Annotated in this window: 12 protein-coding genes, 1 tRNA gene and 5 pseudogenes; 8 read left to right on the top strand and 10 right to left on the bottom strand. The window is 71.0% G+C overall.

The features are described from left to right. Positions 1-145 precede the first annotated feature (145 nt). The 4 genes from ABZS71_RS17100 (at position 146) to ABZS71_RS17115 (ending at position 5,405) form a co-directional block, all read left to right on the top strand. On the top strand, positions 146-1,294 hold the full coding sequence (locus ABZS71_RS17100) for a glycine betaine/L-proline ABC transporter ATP-binding protein (RefSeq protein ID WP_356210854.1): 1,149 nt from the start codon (positions 146-148) through the stop codon (positions 1,292-1,294). Beyond that, positions 1,287-3,905 (top strand): ABC transporter permease/substrate binding protein, encoded by a 2,619-nt coding sequence (locus ABZS71_RS17105; protein WP_355853683.1) that lies wholly within the window; start codon positions 1,287-1,289, stop codon positions 3,903-3,905. Before ABZS71_RS17100 ends, ABZS71_RS17105 begins: the two co-directional genes overlap by 8 nt. A gap of 240 nt (positions 3,906-4,145) precedes the next feature. Further along, positions 4,146-4,628, top strand: a complete 483-nt coding sequence (locus ABZS71_RS17110; RefSeq protein WP_356210856.1) for a hypothetical protein — start codon at positions 4,146-4,148, stop codon at positions 4,626-4,628. Positions 4,629-4,667: 39 nt separating this feature from the next. Continuing rightward, positions 4,668-5,405, top strand: a complete 738-nt coding sequence (locus ABZS71_RS17115) for a helical backbone metal receptor (protein WP_356210858.1) — start codon at positions 4,668-4,670, stop codon at positions 5,403-5,405. Here the strand turns inward: ABZS71_RS17115 and ABZS71_RS17120 are convergent. Continuing rightward, positions 5,335-5,612, bottom strand: a pseudogene (locus tag ABZS71_RS17120) (hypothetical protein); the annotation flags it as partial. The gene ABZS71_RS17115 and the pseudogene ABZS71_RS17120 sit on opposite strands and share 71 nt — an antisense overlap. A 119-nt stretch (positions 5,613-5,731) precedes the next feature. After that, positions 5,732-8,887, bottom strand: a complete 3,156-nt coding sequence (locus ABZS71_RS17125; protein ID WP_356210881.1) for an amidohydrolase family protein — start codon at positions 8,885-8,887, stop codon at positions 5,732-5,734. A 296-nt stretch (positions 8,888-9,183) separates the two neighbouring features. Between ABZS71_RS17125 and ABZS71_RS17130 the strand changes: the two genes are divergently transcribed. Next, a complete protein-coding gene (locus ABZS71_RS17130) occupies positions 9,184-10,125 on the top strand; it encodes an alpha/beta hydrolase (protein ID WP_356210860.1) in 942 nt (313 codons plus the stop codon). Between the two features lie 611 nt (positions 10,126-10,736). On the opposite strand, the pseudogene ABZS71_RS17135 reads toward ABZS71_RS17130, so the two are convergent. Together ABZS71_RS17135 and ABZS71_RS17140 are read right to left on the bottom strand one after the other, a co-directional pair. After that, a pseudogene (locus tag ABZS71_RS17135) lies at positions 10,737-11,646 on the bottom strand (transketolase). A 30-nt stretch (positions 11,647-11,676) separates the two neighbouring features. Beyond that, a complete protein-coding gene (locus ABZS71_RS17140) occupies positions 11,677-12,378 on the bottom strand; it encodes a transketolase (RefSeq protein WP_356210863.1) in 702 nt (233 codons plus the stop codon). Between the two features lie 54 nt (positions 12,379-12,432). Between ABZS71_RS17140 and soxR the strand changes: the two are divergent. The 3 genes and pseudogenes from soxR to ABZS71_RS17155 form a co-directional block, all read left to right on the top strand. After that, positions 12,433-12,918: pseudogene (gene soxR / locus ABZS71_RS17145) on the top strand (redox-sensitive transcriptional activator SoxR). Between the two features lie 100 nt (positions 12,919-13,018). Continuing rightward, positions 13,019-13,095 (top strand) — tRNA-Pro (locus ABZS71_RS17150). A gap of 776 nt (positions 13,096-13,871) precedes the next feature. Then, positions 13,872-14,379 (top strand): annotated as a pseudogene (locus ABZS71_RS17155) (maleylpyruvate isomerase N-terminal domain-containing protein); the annotation flags it as partial. A 223-nt stretch (positions 14,380-14,602) separates the two neighbouring features. Here the strand turns inward: ABZS71_RS17155 and ABZS71_RS17160 are convergent. The 6 genes and pseudogenes from ABZS71_RS17160 to ABZS71_RS17185 all read right to left on the bottom strand — a co-directional run. Further along, a complete protein-coding gene (locus tag ABZS71_RS17160) occupies positions 14,603-15,385 on the bottom strand; it encodes a CbtA family protein (RefSeq protein ID WP_356210865.1) in 783 nt (260 codons plus the stop codon). A gap of 15 nt (positions 15,386-15,400) precedes the next feature. Then, positions 15,401-15,619, bottom strand: coding sequence for a hypothetical protein (locus ABZS71_RS17165; protein WP_356210868.1), 219 nt, complete (start codon positions 15,617-15,619; stop codon positions 15,401-15,403). Positions 15,620-15,825: 206 nt separating this feature from the next. After that, positions 15,826-16,191, bottom strand: coding sequence for a hypothetical protein (locus ABZS71_RS17170; protein WP_356210870.1), 366 nt, complete (start codon positions 16,189-16,191; stop codon positions 15,826-15,828). Positions 16,192-17,000: 809 nt separating this feature from the next. Then, positions 17,001-17,876 (bottom strand): IS4 family transposase, encoded by an 876-nt coding sequence (locus ABZS71_RS17175; RefSeq protein WP_356210883.1) that lies wholly within the window; start codon positions 17,874-17,876, stop codon positions 17,001-17,003. 164 nt (positions 17,877-18,040) lie between these two features. After that, positions 18,041-18,247, bottom strand: a pseudogene (locus ABZS71_RS17180) (transposase domain-containing protein); the annotation flags it as partial. Positions 18,248-18,280: 33 nt separating this feature from the next. Beyond that, positions 18,281-18,622, bottom strand: a 342-nt coding sequence (locus ABZS71_RS17185; RefSeq protein ID WP_356210872.1) for a transposase, incomplete at its 5' end; no start/stop codon positions are given.

The raw sequence follows: 18,622 nt of genomic DNA on the forward strand, positions 1-18,622 counted from the left end.
CCAAACGGATGGGGGCAGGCGCGCCCCAGGAGCGAACCCGTTCAGCGATTCAACTATTGCATCGGGCGCGCGGCCCGATGTCACGCCGCTCCACGACCCGCCGACGGGGGTGGCGGGTCGTTTTAGTGCGATCTGAGAGGTGTATGTGTCCAAACTGCGAGCTGAACACCTGTACAAGGTGTTCGGTAGACGACCCGACGAGGCGGTGGCGAAGCTCGAGGGCGGTACAGACCGCGAAGAGCTGCGCGCGGACGATACGACAGCGGCGGTCATCGATGCCTCCTTCGATGTCGAGGCGGGCCAGATCTTCGTCGTCATGGGTCTGTCCGGATCCGGTAAGTCCACCCTGCTGCGGATGTTGAACGGGCTGCTGGAGCCGACCGCGGGACGCGTGTTCTTCGACGACGACGACCTGACCGCGCTCAGCCCTCGCGACCTGCGCGGGGTGCGGTCGCACAAGATCAGCATGGTCTTCCAGCACTTCGCCCTCTTCCCGCACCGCAGCGTCCTGGAGAATGCCGCGTACGGGCTGGAGGTGCAGGGCGTACCGCGCGACGAGCGGAACAAGCGCGCCGCCGAGGCCCTGGAGATGGTGGGCCTGGGCGGCTGGGAGAAGTCCTGGCCGGACGAGCTCTCCGGCGGTATGCAACAGCGCGTCGGCCTTGCCCGGGCGCTGGCCACCGACGCCGACATGCTGCTGATGGACGAGTCCTTCAGCGCGCTCGACCCGCTGATCCGCCGCGATATGCAGGACCAGCTGCTCCAGCTGCAGAAGCGGCTCAAGAAGACCATCGTCTTCATCACCCACGACCTGAACGAGGCCATGCGGCTCGGCGACCGTATCGCCGTCATGCGCGACGGCCGGATCGTCCAGATCGGCACCGCCGAGGACATCCTGGTCACCCCGGCCAATGACTACGTCGCCTCCTTCACCCAGGATGTCGACCGCAGCCGGGTGCTCACCGCCGGCGCGATCATGGCCGAGCCCGCCGAGGCGCTGGGCACCACGACCGACGACGGCACGACGCTCCGCACCGAGCAGGACGTGCTGGACGCCGCCCCCGCCACCGTCACCACCGACACCCCGGTCATCGAGCTGTTCGCGCCCTGCTCGCGCAGCGGCGTCGCGGTCGCGGTGACCGACGCCGACGGCGCGCTCGTCGGAGTCGTCCCCCGCGCCCGGCTGCTCGCCGTCCTCGGCGAGCCGGACACCGGCCCGGACGGCGCCGAGCCATCGGCCCCCGACGCGCCGGACACGCCTCAGCCCGTAAAGAAGGTGATCACCGGTGCCTAGAATCGAACTCGGAAGCTGGATCGAGTCCGGCGTCAACTGGCTCCGCGACAACCTGGGCTGGTTCTTCGACTTCATCTCCGCCGTCGTACAGGGCATGTACGACGGGGTGCACGATGTGCTCGCCGCCCCCCAGCCCATGCTGTTCGCGGGCATCCTCGCGGTGCTCGCCTGGTGGCTGCGCGGGCTGCTGCCCGCCGTCCTCGCCTTCGCGGGATTCGCGCTCATCGACTCGATCCAGCTGTGGGGCGAGGCGATGGACACCCTCGCGCTGGTGCTGGTCGCGGGCTTCATCACCATCCTGTTCGCGGTGCCGCTGGGCATCTGGGCCTCGCGCAACCGCGCCGTGAGTGCCCTGATCCGCCCGGTGCTGGACTTCATGCAGACGATGCCCGCCTTCGTCTATCTGATCCCCGGCATCTTCTTCTTCGGCCTCGGGGTGGTCCCCGGCGTCGTCGCGACCGTCATCTTCTCGATGCCGCCCGGCGTCCGGATGACCGAGCTGGGCATCCGCCAGGTCGACGCGGAGCTCGTCGAGGCGGCCGACGCCTTCGGCACCCATCCGCGCCGCACCCTGCTGCGCGTGCAGCTGCCGCTCGCCCTGCCCACCATCATGGCGGGCGTCAACCAGGCCATCATGCTGGCGCTGTCCATGGTCGTCATCGCCGGTATGGTCGGCGCCGAGGGTCTGGGCTCCACCGTCTTCCAGGCGATCAGCTCCGTCGATGTGGCCCTCGGCTTCGAGGGCGGTATCGCGGTGGTCATCCTGGCCATGTACCTGGACCGGATGACGAGCGCGCTCAACCAGCGCGTCTCGCCGCTCGGCCGCCGCGCGCTGGCCAAGGAGAAGGCCAAGGCGCTCAGGGGCCTCAAGGTGCTGCACTGGAAGCCCGCGACCTCGGTCGCCATGGTCGGCGTCGTCGTCCTGGCGCTGGTCGCCGGCGGTATGGGCATGTTCGGCGGCGGCGACAACGGACCCAAGGTCTCCGCCGACGTCGGCAAGGGCCAGGCGGTCAACCTCGGGTACATCAACTGGGACGAGGGCGTCGCCTCCACCTTCCTGTGGAAGGAGCTCCTCGAGCAGCGCGGCTTCAAGCCGAAGGTGCAGTCGTACGACGTCGGCGCGCTGTGGACCGGCATGGCCGCCGGCAACATCGACCTGCAGACCGACGCCTGGCTGCCGGCCACCCACGCCCCGTACTGGTCGAAGTACAAGAACAAGCTGGAGAACCTCGGCTCCTGGTACGACAAGACCTCGCTGGAGGTCGCCGTGCCCTCGTACGTCAAGGGTGTGAAGACCCTTGACGACCTGAAGAAGAAGTCCTCCACCTTCAAGAAGAAGATCATCGGCATTGAGCCCGGCGCCGGTGAGATGAAGCTGATGCAGGACAAGGTCATGCCGGGCTACGGCCTGGACAAGGACTACTCCCTGCTCAAGGGCTCCACCGCCGCCATGCTCTCGCAGCTGGACCGCTCCTACGCCAAGAAGGAGCCGATCGCCGTCACCCTGTGGTCCCCGCACTGGGCGTACAACAAGTACAAGCTCACCAAGCTCAAGGACCCCAAGGGCGCCTTCGGCAAGGGCGACCACCTCGACACGATCGCGCGCAAGGGCTTCGCGAAGAAGAACCCGCAGATCGCGAAGTGGATGAAGGACTTCAAGCTGAGCGAGAAGCAGCTCACCAGCCTGGAGTCGGCGATCCAGGACGCGGGCAAGGGCAAGGAGCAGCAGGGCGTGCGCGCCTGGCTGAAGAAGAACCCCGGCGTGGCCAACAAGCTCGCCCCGGTGCCCGGCGCCGAGCAGAAGGGCAAGGACGCCGGCGCCGCGCCCAAGATCGGCTACTTCCCGTGGGACGAGGACATCGCCACCACCTATCTGTGGAAGAACGTGCTGGAGCGGCGCGGCTACAAGCCGGAGATCAAGCAGTACGACGTCGGCTCGATGTTCACCGGCATGAGCGCCGGGCAGGTCGATGTCGAATTCGACGGCTGGCTGCCGGTCGCGCAGAAGCAGTATTGGGACCGCTATAAGAAGAACCTCGTCGATATCGGGGCGTGGTACGACAAGACCTCACTCGAGATCGCGGTGCCTTCCTACGTCAAGAACGTGAAGTCCCTGGCGGACCTCAAGGGGAAGGCCGGGACCTTCAAGGGCAAGATCGTCGGCATTGAGCCGGGCACCGGCGAGATGAAGCTGCTCAAGAGCAATGTCCTCAAGGCGTACGGCCTGGACAAGGAGTACAAGGTCTCCGACGGCTCCTCCCCGGCGATGCTCGCGCAGCTGCAGCGCTCGTACGCCAAGAAGGAGCCGGTCGCCGTCGTCCTGTGGTCCCCGCACTGGGCGTACAACAAGTACAAGCTCACCAAGCTCGCGGACCCGAAGAAGGCATTCGGGGACACCAACCAGCTCCACTCGCTCGGCAACAAGTCCTTCCCGCAGAAGTACCCGGAGTTCCACGGGTGGCTGAAGAAGTGGCATATGAGCGAGAAGGACCTCGCCAGCCTTGAGGCATCCGTCCAGGACGCCGGCAAGGGCAATGAGGAGAAGGGCGTCCAGAAGTGGATGGATGCTCACCCCGGCATCGTCGACAAGATGGCGCCGGTGGCTTCCTGACACCTGGTGAACAACCGCGTACGCGCCGCGGCCCGGAGCATCCGCTCCGGGCCGCGGCGCGTTACGGCCGCTCCGGGCGCCCGCGATGCTCGGCGACGGTGGAATGACAGCGCTCACTCCGGAGTTCCACGGCGACCCTGACGACGGGGCTGTGGCATTCATGCGCGAGTACGCGGCCAAGCACAAGTGCGAGGTTCGAGAGCACCGCAATGGCATCGCGGCCGCTCGCAGGTGCGCCACGTGGATGTCGGCGCGCTCTTCGGCGTCACGCTCGCGCACCGCGGCTGCCAGGTGGACCTGGTCGGCTTCGCGTCCGGGCACTTCACGCACCGGCTGACCCCGGGCGGCTCGGTGCTCCGCGACATCGAGGCGTTCTGCGCGCGGATCGGCGAGGTGGGCCACGGCACGGAGACGGTCGCGGCGCTGCGGGCGGCCTACCGCGGCCATGACCGGGTGGTGATCGTCTCGGATATGCAAGCGTTCGCGGACCTGAGCGGCGGCCGGTCCGTCCCCGTTTCGGAGGCGGTCCCGGCGCGGGTGCCGATGTTCGGCGTCAACACCCCGGGCTACGCGGCTGCGTCGATCGACACCGGGCAGCCCAACCGGTACGAGATCGGCGGCTTCAGCGACAAGCTGTTCACGATGATCGGGCTGCTGTCGCGGGACGGCGGCCGAGACGGCCGGGCCGTATGGCCCTGGGAAGCGCCGTCCGCGGCGGCCTAGAGCCGCTGGAGCGGCGGCCACGCGCCGTACGGTGGAGCGATGAGCCCTCGCACCCCCGTACGGCGCGTGGTGTCCCTCGTGCCCTCCCTCACCGAGGCCGTCGCCGCCACCGCACCCCGGCTGCTGACCGGGGTGACCGACTGGTGCAGCCATCCGCCCGGCCTCGGCGCGGAGCGCATCGGCGGCACCAAGAACCCCGACACCGCCCGGATCGCCGCCCTCGCCCCGGACCTCGTCATCGCCAACGAGGAGGAGAACCGCGCACCCGACCTCGCCGCGCTGCGCGCCGCCGGCCTTGAGGTCATGGTCACCGAAGTACGGACGCTGGAGCAGGCGTTCGCCGAGCTGGAGCGGGTCCTGGTGCACGGCTGCGGGCTGGCTCGGCCCGGCTGGCTGGACGAGGCCGAGGCCGCGTGGGCCGACGTACGGGCCACGGGCCCGGCACGGCACGCCGTCGTACCGGTGTGGCGGCGGCCGTGGATGGTGCTGGGTCGGGACACCTTCGCCGGCGACATCCTGGCCCGCCTGGGCATCCACCATCTCTACCGGGAGCACGCCGAGCGCTACCCCCGTATCCCCCTCGACGAGTTGACGGCGCGGGGCGCGGAGCTGGTCGTGCTGCCCGACGAGCCGTACCGCTTCACGGCCGACGACGGGCCCGAGGCCTTCCCGGGCCTTCCCACAGCCCTCGTCAGCGGCCGCCATCTCACCTGGTACGGCCCCTCGCTGGCCGAGGCGCCCGCCGTACTCGCCGTGGCGCTGTCAGCGGCGTCGTGATGCGGTGACCGCCGGGCGGCGGGGGTGCGAGCAGGGTGCCACGCACCAGGCCCAGCGCCGTACGCGCACCGACCACGGCCCACGCCGCCACCAGGACGGCGTACAGCCCGACCGCCGGCCGGCCGCACGCGTGACACCGGTGTGGCGCGCCGGCGCCGCAGCGCCCGTGACACACGTCCCGACCGGGAAGGTGAACCCCCACCAGGTCGTGCCGAGCCGGGCGGGACGGACAGGCCCGCCCGGCGATTGAGGACCGGGGCCCGGGGCGCGGGAGCCCCGCGGAGCGCACCGGGGCGCCGGGCCCAGCGCCCCGGCGCCCCGGCGCCTCAGCCCTCCACCGCGCAGCACCCGTCGCGCCGCAACTGCCGCCCCACCTCCAGCCAGTGGTCCGCCGACCTCCCGTGCGCCACGGCGGCGCCCGCCGGCTCCGGGAAGGACTCGACCAGTGCGCGCTGTTCGTACGGCACGCCGCCCCGTAGTACGGAGACCGTCCGTACCAGCGAGTCGAAGTCGGTGAAGGGGTCGCCGTCCACGACCGTCAGATCCGCCAGCTTGCCGACCTCCAGGGTGCCCAGATCGCGTTCGGCGCCGAAGGCCCGCGCCGGCAGTACGGTCGCCGTGCGCAGCGCCTCCGCCGGCGACAGCCCGTACCGCTGCAGCGCGCGCAGGCCCATGTGCAGATGCAGCCCCACCGGCACCAGCGGCTGGTCCGTGCCCAGGGCGACCACGCCGCCTCCGGCCAGGATCCGCCGGTAGACGCCGATCTCGGTGCGCAGAGTGGACAGTTGGGCGGGCGTCGGGGGCGTCCTGGCGAGCTGACGTACGAGGGCGGTGTCCCACGGCGGCATGAGCCGGGTGACCCGTTCGTCCTCGGCCAGCGAGGGGTCCGCGCCGACCAGGGGCGAGGCCGTGAACGGCGTGGCGATGAGCCGGAAGTCCGAGGTCGCCGTATAGATCTCCGTCACGTCCTGGAAGGAGTGCCCGGTGGCCGTCGTGGCGTGCCCGTACTCCAGCCGCTGGGTGGCCTGCAGATGGGTGGTCAGGTCCAGTCCGAGCTGGATGCCCGGTGAGCACAGATGGCTGCCGGTACGCACGCCGAGCCGGTCGTGCGCGAAGCGGGCGGCCTCCTCCATGACCCACCCGGGCGCGCGCACATACGTCTTGACGAAGTCCCAGTCGAGCGCGGCGCCACGCGCCAGGGAGCGGCGCAGCCCGTCCCGCGTGCGGTGCGCCCGGCCCATGCTGTACGCGACGCGCGGTCCGTCCAGCAGCTCTCCGGTGGCCAGCAGCCGCGGCCCGGCCAGGGCGCCCGCCGCGACGGCCTCCCGCAGCCGGGCCTGCTCGTACGCGAAGCCGCCGAGGGAGACGGCGGTGGTGATGCCGTAGGCGAGCTGCAGGGCGGTCTGACGGCCGCCGTAGGTGTACTGCCAGGGGTGGGTGTGGGCGTCCCACAACCCGGGGATCACGGTGCGGGCGGAGGCGTCGACGCGGCGCTTCGCGGGCCGCCCGGCGCGGTGCGCCTCCACGGCGGCCACGCGCCCTTCGCGCACCAGGATGTCGACGTCCTCGCGGACCGTACTACCGTCGCCGCTGCCGTCCCAGAACCGCCCCGCGTGGACGACGGTGTCGGCGGGCCGCGGCCGCCGGTGGTCGAGCGGGACGCGCACCGTACGGGCGGTGCCGTGCTCCACGTCCAGCAGCCGTAGCCGGCCCGCCGACAGATACAGGAGGCTGCGGGAGTCCCCGGACCAGGAGGGATGGTCGGCGGGCTCGTCGGTCAGCCGGCGCGCCGCGCCGTCGGGGGTGCCGTCCGCCAGGACCGGCAGCAGCCACAGCGCGGACTCGGCGATGAGCGCCATATGGCGGCCATCGGGGGACCAGACGGGGCCCGAGTCATAGCGGTCGGAGACCGAGGTGTGCGGCGCGACGGCGTGCAGCTTCGCCGCGCCGCTGCTCGCGTCGACGACCCGGATCAGGTTGTAGCCCTCGCGGAACCGCTGGTTCAGCCGATTGCGGTCGCACAGCGCGACATGACGGCCGTCGGGCGACCAGCTCGGCCGGCCGGGCAGCCCGCCGGCGCCCAGCGGCGCGGCCAGCACCCGCTCCGTACCGGCGTCGAGATCGCGTACGACCAGGTTTCCCGACATGTCGACACAGGCGAGCCGCGTGCCGTCCGGGGACAGCGCGGGATGCACCCGGCCGCCGGAGGCCAGCACGGTCTCCTCACCGGAGGCGAGGTCGCGGCGGCGCACGGCGAGCAGCCCGTCGCGGTCGTCGGCGTACACCAGACCGCGCCCGTCGGACGTCCAGGTGGGGGCCAGCAGATACCGGGTGGGGGCGGCCCGTACGACCCGGCGCGGGGCCCGGCCGCCGGAGACGTCCGCGACCCAGAGGGAGTTGAGGGCGGCGAAGGCCACCTTATGGCCGTCGGGGGACAGCGCGGGCAGATGCAGCCCGCGCACCGGCCGCACCCCGGCGCCGTCGAGGTCGTACCGCTTGACGCGGTACCGGGGCCGGTCGACCGGCAGGGTGGCCGAGAACGGGATCTCCTCGCCCGCGGCGGGGGCCTCCGGGCGCACCACCCGGAACCGCCCGGAGACCGTCAGCAGCAGCTCCTCCCGTGACGTCCAGCGGGGCGGCACGGGCTGCACGTCGCCCTCGAGGCCGATGGCTTCGCCGTCCACGACCAGCGTGCAGGAGGCGGCGGGCGCGGCGGTGGTACGCAGATAGGCGAGCCGACCGCCCGGCGACTGGGAGGGCGTCATCACCTGGACACCGGCGGCCGTCTCGGTGTGCTCGACCGTCACCGGTCCGCTGCCGTCGGCCCGTACGGAGGCGACCGTACGGGCGTCCTGCGCGGTCCCGGCGGGCACGGCGCGCACGAACAGCACCCGCCCACCGTCCGGGGACCAGGCGGGGTCGAAGTCCTCCCAGGCGCCGCCCTGGAGCGGTCCGTCCTGGCCGGGGAGACCGGTGAGGCGGATGAGCTCCCCGGTCGCCACCTCGAGCACCCACACCCGGTAGGGACTGCCCGCTATAGGGTCGCCGCCGCGCTCGGAGGCGAAGGCGATCCGGGTGCCGTCGGGCGACCAGGCCGGGCCGCGGTCGTCCCAGGGGCCGTCCGTCCGCTGGCGCAATTCCGAGCCGTCGGGGCGCAGGGTCCACAGATGGAATCCGCCGCCCCGGTAGGCGCATACGGCCAGTAGCTGGCCATCGGGGGAGAAGACCGGCCGGGTGGGCTCCAGATCGGGCGGGGTGAGCTGAACGGCGTCGCCGCCCTTCCGTGCGACCGACCACAGGATGTTCTGGACCTCGGCGATCAGACGGTCGCCGGAGGGGGAGAGCGTCGCGGCGCCGTTGGTGGCGCCGGTAAAGGAGAGCGAGACGCGCCGGGCCTGGGCCTGCGCCCCAGCGGTGGCCACCGCCTCGGCGGGCAGCGCGGTGGCGGCGGTGACGGCGGTGGTAGCGGCGGCGGCCTGCAGAAAGCGACGCCGGGAGAGGGCGGACGGGTCAGAGGTTGCTGATGATGCGTCTGCGGAGTCTGATGCGTCCGATGCGTGTGGGGCGTCAAGAGCGTCCAACGGTCCTCCGGAACACGGGGGTTGCACGATTCAGGAGTTCACAAGCGATACAGCAAGCGCTTGATCGTCACACACCCCTCGGGCCTGGGGTCAACACCGCGTCGTCGATGGCCTTGGCTTGTGCGTCCGGCAAAGGGAGAGTGGGATTCCGTCGCATTCCTTCGCCCAGACCCCTTCACCCCAGGAGGCAGGACGGCATGCCAGCAGGCGGCATCACCTTCCGCACCGACCATCTGCCCACCCCGGACGGCGTGCGCGTCGCGACGTACACCTGGCTGCCGGAGGGCGGCAGTCCGCGCGCGATCGTGCAGATCGCCCATGGCGCCGCCGAACACGCACAGCGCTACGACCGGTTCGCCCGCTTCCTCGGCGGGCACGGCTACGCCGTGGTCGCCTCGGACCACCGGGGCCACGGCGCCACCGCCGCGTCCACCGGCGGCCTCGGGATCGTGGGCGAGGAGGGCGACGCCTGGCGGGCGATCGTCGCGGACCTGCGGGCCGTCAGCGACCGTGCGCGCGCCGACCACCCCGGGCTGCCGCTGGTCCTGCTCGGCCACAGCATGGGCTCGATGCTGGCGCGCGACTGCGCTCAGGAGTACGGCGCGGAGCTGGCCGGGCTGATCCTCTCCGGCACCTTCCGCTCCCTGCCGGGCGCCGAGACCGAGGAGGCGATGGCGCACATCGGACAGGAGATCGAGAAGGGGGGCCGTACCGCCAGGTCGACCTTCACGCCGACGCTCTTCGCCTCGTTCAACGACCCGTACGAGTTCAGGACGGGCTTCGAATGGCTCTCCCGGGACGCGGCCGAAGTGGCGGCGTACGCGGCGGACGAGCGGTGCGGCTTCGCCTTCAGCGCCGGTCTGGCGCTGGACTGGGTGCGCGCCGTCCGCAAGATCAACGACCCACATCAGCAGGCCCGCATCCCGGCCGCCCTCCCGGTACATCTGGCCGTGGGCACCGAGGACCCGTGCAACCAGCGGATGACGCTCGTCTACGAACTCCTCGAGGACTTCCGCTACATCGGCACCCAGGAGCTGAGCTGGAAGGGATACCACGGTGCCCGGCACGAGATCCTCAACGAGACGAACCGGGACGAGGTCCAGGAGGACCTGCTGGCCTGGCTGAAGCAACGTATCTGAAGCCGCCGGCCCGGGGGCGGCTGAAAGGGCGCCGGACCGGGGGGCGGCTGCGGCCCGCTGGGCCGGGGCGGCTGCGCCGGCTGAACGGGGCGGCTGCGGCCCCGTTGGGCCCCGGGGGCGGTCGTGCCGGCTGAGCGGGGGCGCTTGCGGCCCGTTGGGCTGCTGCGGCTGAAGCCCGCCGCCCGGGGGCCCTGGGCCCCGCCGGGCCGGTGCGGTGCGGCTGAAGCTTGCCGGGCCGGGGACGACTGCGCCAGCTGACCGGGAGCGGCTGCGCCAGCTGGACCGGGGCGACTGCTGGCTGTTGGGCTGCTGCGGCTGAAGCCCGCCGCCCGGGGCCCCGCCGGGCCGAGGGCGCCTGCGGCCGGTTGGGCCCGGGGGCGGCTGCGCCAGCTGAACGGGGGGCTGGACCGGGAGCGGCTGCGCCGGCTGGTCCAGTACGCCTGCAACCCGCTGGACCGGGGCGGCTGAAGCCCGCCGGACCTGGGACGGCTGCGGCCCGCCGCCAGGGGCGTACCTGCGGCCGCCGCCCCGGGGCACCTGCGGCCCGCCGCCAGGGGCGCACCTGCGGCCGCCGCCCCGGGGCACCTGCGGCCCGCCGGCCCGAGGGCGGCTCACCCCAGAAGACCGGAGACGCGCTCGCGCAGCGACGCCGGGTCCAGCCCCTGACCGGCGAGATGCTCATCGATCGTGCCGTAGCGGTGCAGCTCGCGACGGCCGATCCCGAGGCCCAGCACCCGGTGCGGGAGATCGGCGAGGGCGTCGTTCGCGGCGGCGGTCGAGGTGCCCGCGAGATACGGCTCGACGAGCACGACATCCGCCGCCGACGCCCTCCCCGTCGACCGCGCCCCCACCGCCGCGCGCAGCGCCCGCTCGTCGAAGGGCCGTACGGTCGTCGCGTACAGCACGGTCACATCCAGCCCGTCGACGGCCGCGAGCACGTTCTCGAGCATCGGCCCGACCGCCGCCACCACCCCGCGGCGCCCCCCCGTACGGTCAGGAAGCGGCCGGGGGCGATGGCGCGCGGCGCGGCGTTGGTGTGCGCTGACAGCCGTACGTACACCCTGTCGTTGTCGGCGGCGGCCGCGTGCCGCAGCAGCGTCTCGGCCTCGTCGGGGTGGCCGGGTACATGGGCGGTCCAGCCGTCGAGCGTGTCCAGCAGGGCGACGTCGCCGGGGGCCATATGGGTGTAGCCGCCGGCGGGCCAGTCGTACGAGCCGGCCGCGCTCACCAGCACACCGCCCACCCCCTGATGCCCGAAGTCCAGCTTCGCTCGAAGGGGCGCTCGACCAGAAAACTGGCGAAGGTGTGCAGGATCGGCCGCATCCCGGTCAGCGCCAGCCCGCCGCCCGCGCCGATCAGCAGCTGCTCGCGGATGCCGACGTTGATCACCCGGTCGGGATGCGCCCGTGCGGCGTCCACGAAGCCGTCCGCGCCGATCTCGGCCAGTACGACAGCCAGCCGCCGATCGTCGTCGAGCAGCCGGGAGGTGACGGAGGCGAAGCGCTCACGCATGGTGTCCATGGGGGAAGAATCCTCTCGAAATGGCGAAAATCAGGCCTTTGGCTCCACCAGGGCGACGACGGCATGCGGCCGTCCCGGGTGTGGCGCGGTGAACGCCTCGTACAGCTCCTCGTGATCACGTCCGTCCACCGTCGCCGCGGACCACCCCCCGGCCTCGAAACGCGAGGCGATACCGCCGGGCCGGCCATGGGTGGCGGAGGCGTTGTCGATCACGATCGTGTGCAGCCGCTCCAGCCCGACGGCGCCCGCGTAGGCGATCGCCTCGTGATTGCTGCCCTCGTCCAGCTCGGCGTCCCCGATCAGCACCCACACCGCCGACCGGGAGAGCCCCTGAGCCCGCAGCCCGAGCGCCGTCCCGGCGGCCAGCGGCAGCCCGTGCCCGAGCGAACCGCTGCCGATCTCGGCGCCCGGCACCAGCGTCCGATCCGGGTGGTGGCCGAGCGGCGAGTCGTACGAGCCGAAGCCCGGCAGCAGCGATTCGGCGAAGAACCCCTTGGCGGCGAGCACGGCGTAGTACGCCATCGGCCCGTGCCCCTTGGAGAGCAGAAACCGATCGCGGTCGGGAGCGTCCACGGTCTCGGGCGAGACCCGCAGTACGCGGTCGTAGAGCACCCAGAGCGCGTCGAGAGTGGAGGTGGCGGCAGGGCCGTGTTTCTCGTCGCCGGTCATCAGGCTCATCAACCGCGGGAGGTCTGCGTACCCGGATGCGCGGCGAACTGCGGTGAAGGTCATGCGGAGAGCCTGCAACCTCAAGCGGACTTGAGGTCAAGCCCTAGGATCACGCCCATGACGTCGGCCTCCGGCCCAACCTCCGGCCTCCTCCCCATCGGCGAGCTGGCGGCCCGCAGCGGCCTGGCCGCCTCCGCCCTGCGCTACTACGAAGAGCTCGGCCTGATCCACTCCGAACGCACCGCCGGCGGCCAACGCCGCTTCGCCCGCGCCACGCTCCGCCGCGTCGCCTTCATCCGCGCCGCCCAGCAGGTCGGCCTCACCCTCGACGAAACCCGCACGGCCCTGGCCCGCCTCCCCGCCGACCGCGCCCCCACCGCCACCCAATGGAACTCCGTCGCCCGCACTTGGACCCGCCGCATCGACCAGCAGATCGCCGACCTCGAACGCCTGAAGCGCTAGCTCGCCGGCTGTATCGGCTGCGGCTGCCTCTCCCTGCGCACCTGCTCCCTCTACAACCCCTTGGACACCGCCTCCACCCACGGCCCCGGAGCTCGCTATCTCCTCGGCAACGAACCGCCACCGCCCGCACACCCAGAGTGATCACCCGAGCCCACCCCCAGGGCGGAAGCGACCACCCCCTGAAGTGCGGTATTGTTCTCGTGCGCGGTCGGCAAGGGTGAAGCCCGAGCCGAAGAAGCACCGGGACGTGGCGCAGCTTGGTAGCGCACTTGACTGGGGGTCAAGGGGTCGCAGGTTCAAATCCTGTCGTCCCGACCAGCGTTTTCGCAGGTCGGAGGCCGTTTCCGCGGGTAGCGGGGGCGGCCTTAACCGTTTCCGGGCTGGGAGCAAGTGGGAGCCCTCTGGGAGCCCTCGTGCTCCCACCTCGCAGACGTGTCAACGGTGTCCGATTCGTCCGTCACCCGATCCGGTACACCTACAGCGCCGTACCGCGCCCCTGCGCGCCGTCGTCAACCGTAGGCCCCTGGCGTCACCCCATTGATTTCGGATGCTCTGTGCATCGAGAGGCATAAGGCCCCTTGTCGGCTCCCGACCCCCTTTCGGGGTGGGAGCACGGAGCCGCGCTCCCCATGCGACAGGGGAACGGGGGGCTGCTGGTGATCTCTCCGGGCCGGTTTCCGCAGGCGGTGGGCACGCGGGCATCCTGGTCGCCGTAGGCGGCCTGCACCAAGGAGCGGTAAAGCCCCTTGGCGTTTGCCGGCAGATGGGGCACTCCCAGGGCGCGAGCGCCGTATCCAGCTCCGAAGCGCCGTAGGGAGACAGTTCGCAGAGGCCCCGCCGGAAGAAAAAGTGTGCCAAGTAGACTAGAGCAGCACCCGGAAGCCCCTGCGCTTGCCGAATACCTCGTCCGCGCAGGTCACGCGGCATGTTTGTATTCGTGGAGGATGCCGCCAATGAAGCTTCCCCTTGTGACTGGACACCTGGAGACTGGGACATGAGGTTCCAGAGGAAGTAGTGCCAGGTGGGAAGTCAGTACTCCAAGCGGTAGATGTCGGTCGCCGGCGGCGTTCACGAGTTCGCTGATCTGTTCGCGGCTGGACGTCCTGCGGGAAGCCGGCCCGGGTCGCGGTTGCTGGACATGGTGGGGTACCTCGCAGTTGCCGCAGACCTGCGGTGCCGTCGCCCGGCACCAGCTCCAGGAGATCGTGGTGCACACTTACGACGCCCAGGTCGCCCTGGGCACGCCGCAGCCGCTGGCGGACGAGGTGGCACTCGACGGTGTCGACGAGTTCCTCTCCACCTGCTGCGCAATGACGGGCGCCTGGCCGCACAAGCCCGCTGCCGTCGATTACCACGCCACCGAGGGCCGCTCCTGGCGCCTCTGGCTTTTCCGCCGACGGCGCACGGGCTGCCCGCCTCCCCACGCCCGGGACCATGCCCGCCACCGCTGCCGGCGAGGACCTGGCGGCGGCCGACGCCTCCGCCCGGGGCACGGCCGGTGCGCTGGTCCTCGCCCTGTACGGCCATATTCCGGTGGACTCCCTGCAACTCGGCGGCGACCGAGGTCTCTTCAACCGGCTCATAGCCCGGGACCCGGATGAGCAGGACGTGACGATGCGCCACCCCGTGTGCCCCAAGAGCACGCCTCCCGCGAACGGCTGCAGCCATGCCGTGGTGCCCCTCGGGTGCCGCTGACCGCGATCTTCGGCCAGGTTCCCCCGGACGCCTCGGGCCGCCTCGCCGGAGCGCGCGACGCTCTCAGCGGTGCGGCGCGCCGACGGCAAGAGCGCTGCGTGAGCACGATGTGCAGGATGCTGACGGGCCGTCAAGCAGGCGCTGACTGAGGCGCGGTCGCGTTCACCGTCCGCACCGCACGCGAGTCGGCGCGCAGCCCCAGCGCCCCGAACACCGCGCCGAGCACCGCCCACAGCAGGGTCTGGGCAGCCAGGGACTGCAGGCGGAAGTCCCAGACCAGTGTCGCCGGCACCGTCACCGCGTCCGGATTGTCAGGCAAGGTGAACAAGACGGCCAGGATCGCCAGGAGCGTGCAGGCCACCGCCACGTGCCGGCGTGGTGCCGATCGGTCGGCCAGGCGTCGGCCGACCTGCCAGGCCAACAGGACGCCCAAGACCCCGATCACCACCGCGGCCAGCCACACCAACTGCCGGTCGCGAACCGTTCCCGAGTCCCCCACGCCGGGCGGGCTGGCCGGGTAGCGAAGGCCGGGCAGCAACGAGAGCGCCACAAACCCTGCTCCAGCCAGGCTCATGGCGCGCGGCCACGACCCGACGGCCGGATCGGAGCGCCGATGCACCAGGGCGTACGCCACACCGAAGAGGGCGCCGAGGGCCACCCCGGCAATGACCGCGGTGACGACCAGCCCGAAATGTTGGGCACCCCGGGAGAACAGTTCCTCATGGTGGTGCACGACGGCTACCGTCGCATCCTGCCCATGGTGGTGCTGCTGCGCTCCTTGGCTTTGTTCTTCCAGGCGGACCGCACGATCCATCAGAGGCTCGGCGAGCAGGAGTGAGAACAGGCCGGTGGCAAGGCCCGCCAGTGCACCGGCGGCCAGCCCGCGCCGCAGAAAGGGAAGGACAGTGGACATGGCTGCAGGCCCCGATCAGTGGCAGGGGGCACCGAGGAGGTGCCGGCCGTCGTGCGTGAATTCGTGCAGGTAGTCGCCCGTCGCCGAGACGAGTGAGCCGTCGTCGATGAACACCGCGTAGAGGGCGAGCAGCGCGACGATCACCGCAGCTCCGGCGATGAGCCAGTCCCGGGTGAGGTCGGTGGCATCGGTGAGGATCTCCGAACTGGTCTGCTGCGCCGTGTGCAGGGACATCTGTACCTCCTTCACGGGGCTCCCAGGCCCCGTATGGATCCGTTTCGTGCTTTCTCCGTCAGCCGGTGCATTCCGGCCACCGTGAGCAGTCGCCCGGCCTCGCGATCCGGATGGTGACGTTCGCGAGGCCCGGGGTCGCTGCTTGGCTTGCCGGTCTGAGGTCCGGTGCTGGTCTTTCCGGGCTGCTTCGGCGGCTGCCGCAGGCGTCAGGAGACGTGCGCGGGGGCGAGCCTGAGGACGCTCGGGGACGATGCGGTTTCGTGATGGGGGCGGCGGGTGGGGCGCTGTGCGATGTCGGTGGCCAGGCTGAAGATGCGTTCGACCAGGTCGGGGTTGCGCCACTGGTGGCAGTCGAGGAAGTCCAGCCACTGGGCCGGCGGGATGACCTGCGTGCCGGAGTAGTCCAGTTCACGCCAGGTCACGGCGAGTTCCATGAGCTCGAGGACTGCGCCGGGGTCACTGTCCACGCTGAGCAGGCTGTCGTGGTGGGTGCGGAGCGAGCGGCTGAAGGCGCATCGCTTCGGGCATGGCTGCCAGTCGTCGGCGCGGGACATCCCGGTGTGCCGTGGCATGTGGTGCTCCTCGGTCAAGAGTGCGGCTCGGTCAGTCGGTGGGCGGCCCGCAGAGTCGGCTCGGGGCCGGACCCGACTGAGTGAAAGCTGATTCTTGGCTTCGGTGTTGCACGCGGATTGCAGCGCCGTGCAACGCCCCTCAACGTACTGACGCAGTGATGACGATGTCCGTCGCCACAGTCCTGGCAAGCCCTACCGGGAGGCTGCAACGGCGCGGGCCGGGGCAGCCGTGCGTCAGCCTGCGTGCGTGGTCAGGCGGGGAGGTTCCGCCTCGGGACCGGCCGGCGGCGTCCCGCTGGTGATGCGGGTGCCGGAGCCCGTTTCGCGCAGCAGCCAGGTGGTCCGCTCGAGGTGAACGTCCTCGGCCTCCCGGGGGCGACGGCCACGAGCGTGTGGGGAACGGATCGCCTGTACAGCGACGCCGCCGGCCGCCCGGCCATGACGAGAAGAACGCGCTCGCGAAACCCGGCAGGCACGGCGGGCAGGACGTGCTCTCCCGCGGTCGTCACCGCGTGCCAGCCCCACGTCGCCCCGTCCGAGTCGACGCCGTCGCCACGGCCGTCCGGCCGGTCACGCCCCATCTGCGGGACCGGCTACCGCGTTACGGGCTTGCGGGTTGGGGTCTTGTGATGAGGATGGCTTGGGTGCTGGTGCGGGTGGGTTGGGGCCAGGCATGGTGTTCAGCCCGTTTGAGCCGGTAGTTGGACATCTTGCGTTTCACGACTCGGGGCTGGCTGCGCAGGCGTCGGGCGGGCAGGAGTCGTTCCAGGAGGTCCTGCTGGAGCATCACCAAGGCTCTGAACAGGAGGTCAGGGGGAAAAGCTGCCCGGCGTGACAGTCACACTGCGGCGGGCAGAGCGCAGGGTTTCGGTGAAGGAGACCCGATCGGGGTCCAGGCCACGGGTGGCGGCCGTTCTCAGCATGAGTTCGCGCAGGGCGTGGTGGACCAGCAGATGTGCCCAGATCTGCTGACAGACGCCATCGGGGGTTTTGCTGCTGAGGACGACGCGGGCGCCGCGCTGATGGGTCTTGATCTCGGCGAAGACGGACTCGATCTCCCAGCGTTCGCGGTAGAGAGCGGCCAACTGCCGGGCCGGATGGCGTCGGGCGTCCAGCAGGGTGGTCACCAGCCGGTAGCCGTCAGCTGCACCCTCACTGCCCTGGCCCTTGAGCTGGTAGGCCAAGACCCGGACAGTGACCGGCTCATCCCGGGCAGGGCCGCTGCTTGCCCGGATCTGTGAGAGCCATGACCCGTCACGTAACTGCTTGATCACCGGCAGGACGCGGTTGGCGGGCACCCGCCACAGCAGATCAGCGCCGGTGGCGGTGAATGCCCGCCACAACGGGACACCGAGGAACTCACGGTCGGCCAGGACGAGCTGGCCCGGGCCGGCCGAACGGGGCAGGCGGCCGACCAGGGTGACTTCCCCGGTGCGGCAGCCGGCGAGTTCCGCGTCCAGCACCGCATGGCTGCCCGTCTCCACCAAAGCAGCCATCCGCACCTGGGGAAACGCGCTCCTGCCCGACCCTCGGCCGCTGCCCGGACGTCCGAAGGCGGCCTCGTTGGCTTCGGTGTCCGCGACATCCCAGCAGGTCCCGTCCACCGCCAGCAGCCGTAAGCCCCGCCAGAACGCACCGGGTGTCGCCTCGGTAGCCATGGGTTTGGCTGTCGCGGCGAACAGCACACGCAAGGGCTCGCAGCCCAGCCGCTGCCGGGCCTGTCAATCCCCCCGATTCGTGGAGACCTTCCTATGCAGCCAGCTCTTCGGTGAAGCTGGCCCGGCAGCCCCTGGCCTCGCAGACCCTCCACCAGGTGCCGCATCACTTCCAGATACGGAGCCGGAGAGAACAGCGCCAGCCCCAGCACGAAGTACACCACCAGCCGTGCGGGAAGCAGCCGTTTGCGTTGTTCAGCACACCCGCAAGCGGCTACCACCCGATCCACCAACCCCGGTGGATACACCCAGGTCAACAGCCCCAGACCCGATAACTCAGACACATTCGTAGACACCCGAACCACCCCCGGTACCACCACCGAGCAGCCTACGCGCGCCATCTAAAACAACGGCATGACTCTGTTGGTGATCTTTCAGGCCTGTGCGGTGGCGGTGCAGAGGGCGTGGAAACGTGTTGATCGGCGGCGGGTGGTCGTCGGTTCGGCAATCCAGTCGGCGACGCGGGTGAGATTGCAGGCCAATGCGGTCAGGACGTGCTGGACGTGGGTTCTGGCGAGGCCGCGGTAGCGGGATCGGCGCAGGCCGCAGGCACGGACGTTCTGGGAGAGGGTGGCCTCGATGCCGGCCCGGATCGCGTAGCGCCGCTGCCAGTCCTCGGTCTGAGGTGCCCTGAAGTTTCCGGACAGGGGCCCGCGTAGGGTTATGAACGTCCGGAAAGAGAGAGAAGTGCCACCCAGATACTCCCAGCAGTTCAA

Origin of the sequence: Streptomyces sp. NPDC005393, assembly GCF_040606675.1 — a bacterium.
Lineage (GTDB): Bacteria > Actinomycetota > Actinomycetes > Streptomycetales > Streptomycetaceae > Streptomyces.